This window comes from Micromonospora globispora (genome assembly GCF_003857015.1).
GTDB classification, from domain to species: Bacteria; Actinomycetota; Actinomycetes; order Mycobacteriales; family Micromonosporaceae; genus Micromonospora; species Micromonospora globispora.
Genome location: NZ_QGGF01000608.1, coordinates 1 through 2583 on the forward strand (window position 1 = coordinate 1; position 2583 = coordinate 2583).

Sequence of the window (2583 nt, forward strand, 5' to 3'; positions counted from 1 at the left end):
GGGGAGGGCGAGATCCGAGGGAGGTGGGCGGTGCCGTTGACCGTGACCGCGTGGGGCGCGTCGGCGGCGTACGCCGCGTCACTGGTGACCGCGCTGTACGCGCACCAGCCGGCGGCCATCCCGCCGACCAGGAGGCCGAGGCGCAGCGTGACCCGCGTCAGCTGACCGCCTCGTCGGCTCATCCCCACGACACCTCTCCGGCCTCAGCCATCGTCGAGGATCAACGGCCCGTACTCTACCCAATGCGGCCGGTCGATTACAGCGTGCGCGCGGTCGGAATCGGGACAGCCGAGTGGCCGGCGCCGTCCGGTAGGGTGCGCGGCGGTCCGGGACAGGAGTGGAATTTCCCGCCGCTGGGTACCACCGGCGCCATGGCCACCAGCACCGTCGACAGCCCCGCGCCCGGCCCGGCCACCGCCCGGCCGGTAGGTGCCGTCGCCGTCGTCGCGCACCGGAAGAAGACCTTCGGCGGCGGCCTCGACGAGCTGCGGACCAGCCTGGTCACCGCCGGTGTCGAGCAGCTCCTCTGGTACGAGGTGCCGAAGAGCCGCAAGGCGCCGAAGAAGGTCCGCAAGGCGCTCAAGAAGGGCGCCGACCTGGTCCTGGTGTGGGGCGGCGACGGCATGGTGCAGCGGTGCGCCGACACCCTCGCGGGCTCGGACGTGCCGATGGGCATCCTGCCCGCCGGTACGGCGAACCTCTTCGCCACCAACCTCGGCATCCCGACCGACCTCCCCGAGGCGGTGCGGATCGCGCTGCACGGCCGACGCCGGAAGCTCGACCTGGGCAAGCTCAACGGCGAGCACTTCGCGGTGATGGCGGGCGCCGGTTTCGACGGAGACCTGATCCGGGAGGCCGACCGGAAGCTCAAGGGGAAGCTGGGCCGGGTCGCGTACGTCTGGACCGCGCTGCGGCACGTCCGTGGGGAGCTGGTGCGGACCAGGATCCGGGTCGACGGCGCGGACTGGTTCGACGGTGAGGCGAGCTGCGTGCTGTTCGGCAACGTCGGCACGATCACCGGGGGCATCCCGGCCTTCGACGACGCCCGCCCCGACGACGGGGCGCTGGAGATCGGGGTGTCGACTGCCAGCGGGGCGGTGGACTGGGCCCGCACGCTGGGCCGGATGGCCGCCGGACGCTCGGAGGAGTCGCCGTTCGTGCGGATCACCCGCGGCCGCAAGGTCCGGGTGACCTTCGCCGCGCCGAAGACGTACGAGCTGGACGGCGGAGCGCGGACGACGGCGAAGCGGCTGAAGGTCAAGGTCGTGCCGGGGGCGCTGACGGTCTGCTGCCCCGAGCCGCGGGACTGAGCGCAGGTCAGGGTGTGGCGGCGCGCAGCCGTCCGCGCGCCATCGCCGGAAGCCGCCGTACCAGCGCGGCGCAGCCGATGCCGACCGCCAGCGAGACGACCAGGGCCAGCTCGCGCGACCACGGCCCGACGACGGGCAGCACCTGCCAGTGGGTCAGGTAGATGTAGAGGGAACTGCCGGCCAGCGTGGCGGCGACCCGGTTGAGTACGGGCCGGCTGGGCAGTCGCGGCACCCAGACCAGCAGGGCGAAGCCGGCGACGATGAACGCCTCCCGGAATGGCTCGCCGAAGAGCCCGGGCACAGTGAGCAGAGCGGCGGCGGTGACGGTGACCCGCTGGGCGGTGCGGGTGGCGCGGGCGGCCGCCCAGCCGAGCGCGAACAGCCAGAACACGACCACGGCGGACGGAACGTGGCCGAGCGCGGCCAGGCCGGGCAGGTCGTACCGGGTGACCAGGCCGAGCGCGGCGAGGGTCAGTGGCAGCCCGAAGGGGTACCGCCGTTCGATCCGGTCGACCGCCGGTACGGCGATCAGCGCGGTGGCGACGACCAGGATGGCCACCAGGGCCTCGATGAACCAGAAGTGCCACTGGGTCGGCCCGTCGTGCGGGCCGAGGACGCTGTTGAGCAGCAGCACGTTGGTCGGGGTGTAGTCGCCGGTGACCGCCCCGGCGAGGGCGATCCACGCGACCGAGGGCAGCACGATCCGGCCGATGCCACGTTGTGTGGCGCGCAGCCGGTCCCGGCGGGGCCCGGCGGTGAGGTGGAACCGGGCGAAGTTGAAGCCGGCGACGGCGAGCAGCAGGTGCGCGCCGCCCTTCACGGTGAAGACGGGGATGTGCGACCCGACGATGACGACGATGGCCAGGGCGCGCAGCGCCACGCTCGTCTCCAGCACCCGGCGTCGGCTCGGGCGGACCGGCTCCGCCGGGGCCAGGTCCCGGATGGGGGTGGTGTGCCAGTCGGTGGGCAGGTCGCCGAGGAGTTCCTCGAGGCGGACCGACATCTCCACGTACGACAGGGAGTCGCCGCCCAGGCCGACGAAGCTGTCGTCGGCGGTGACCTCCGGCAGGTCCAGCAGTTCGGCGTAGAGCCGGCAGAGCTGGTCGGTCCCGCCGCCGGCGGGTTCGACCGCGCGGGGTGGTGGGGGAGCGGCGGCCAGCGCGCGCACGGCCCGGTGGTCGGGCTTGCCGTTGCTCAGCCGAGGCAGCTCGGCCAGCACGTGCACCCGCACCGCGCGGGCCGGCAGGCCGGCCGCGGCGAGCAGCAGCACGCC

General features: G+C 73.8%; 2 protein-coding genes and 1 pseudogene. 1 reads left to right on the forward strand and 2 read right to left on the reverse strand.

Going from position 1 to position 2583, the window contains the following annotated elements; genetic code table 11:
• Positions 1-182 (reverse strand): annotated as a pseudogene (locus DKL51_RS30230) (hypothetical protein); the annotation flags it as partial.
• A gap of 189 nt (positions 183-371) precedes the next feature.
• Here DKL51_RS30230 and DKL51_RS30235 point away from each other — a divergent pair.
• Positions 372-1310 (forward strand): diacylglycerol/lipid kinase family protein, encoded by a 939-nt coding sequence (locus tag DKL51_RS30235; protein ID WP_124812883.1) that lies wholly within the window; start codon positions 372-374, stop codon positions 1308-1310.
• A gap of 7 nt (positions 1311-1317) precedes the next feature.
• Here the strand turns inward: DKL51_RS30235 and DKL51_RS30240 are convergent.
• The coding region (locus DKL51_RS30240; RefSeq protein ID WP_148097889.1) for an acyltransferase family protein at positions 1318-2583 on the reverse strand (1266 nt) is incomplete at its 5' end.